Source organism: Roseomonas rosulenta, from assembly GCF_016106005.1.
Classification (GTDB): domain Bacteria; phylum Pseudomonadota; class Alphaproteobacteria; order Acetobacterales; family Acetobacteraceae; genus Neoroseomonas; species Neoroseomonas rosulenta.
Genome location: NZ_JACADR010000623.1, coordinates 1 through 713 on the forward strand (window position 1 = coordinate 1; position 713 = coordinate 713).

The 713-nt window shown below is 76.3% G+C and carries 1 protein-coding gene; it reads right to left on the reverse strand.

The features are described 5' to 3' along the window. Positions 1-266: 266 nt before the first annotated feature. Positions 267-713, reverse strand: a 447-nt coding sequence (locus tag HW578_RS27290) for a DUF2459 domain-containing protein (RefSeq protein ID WP_198373816.1), incomplete at its 5' end; no start/stop codon positions are given.

A 713-nucleotide genomic window follows, 5' to 3' on the forward strand; every position in this document is an offset into this window, starting at 1 on the left:
GGCGGGCGCGGGGGCCGCGCGCAGCGCCGCCAGGTCCGGCAGGCGGAGCAGCGCGGTGCGCAACAGGAGGTCTCGGCGGATGGACATCGATTCGCGAATCCGGGCAGGCGGTCTCGGGCGGCAGGCTTTCACACCGGGAATGATTGCATATGAAGCGCTTCACCATGGCGGAACCGTGACGTTCCTCACGAGGCACGAGCGGCGGCGCCGTGCCGTCGTGGCTTCGGCGGATCCGCAGGGGCGACACGGGCAGCCCCGCGGCGCGTTCACCTTCCGGCCTGGCGGGCGGCCTCGGCGCGCAGGGCGGCCATTGCCTCGTTGCGCAGCCTGATGCCGGCGACCGGCACCGGCAGGCCGGACGCCGCCACCGCCTGCATCACCCAGGTGTTGCAGGTGAAGCCGAGCGCATAGCGTTGCCGGGCCGGCAGCAGCAGCCAGCCGCCCCCGGGCGGCGCCGGTTCGAGCGGCCCTGCGACGGAGCCCAGGATGAAGAAGGCGATCGCCGCCTGGCCGCTGCGGGGCAGGCGCAGCGCGACGCTGTCCTCCGCCCCCGACGGCATGGGGCCGGCCGTGGCGCGCACCGAGACCATGGCCGGCCCGCCGCCGACCGCGCCCAGCGCCTCCGTGAGGCCGGGCCGGCTGGCGCGCATCCAGGCCTCCAGGCCGAAGCCGAAGGCGAAGCCCTCCGCGCCCGGCGCGGCGACGGCGAGCGG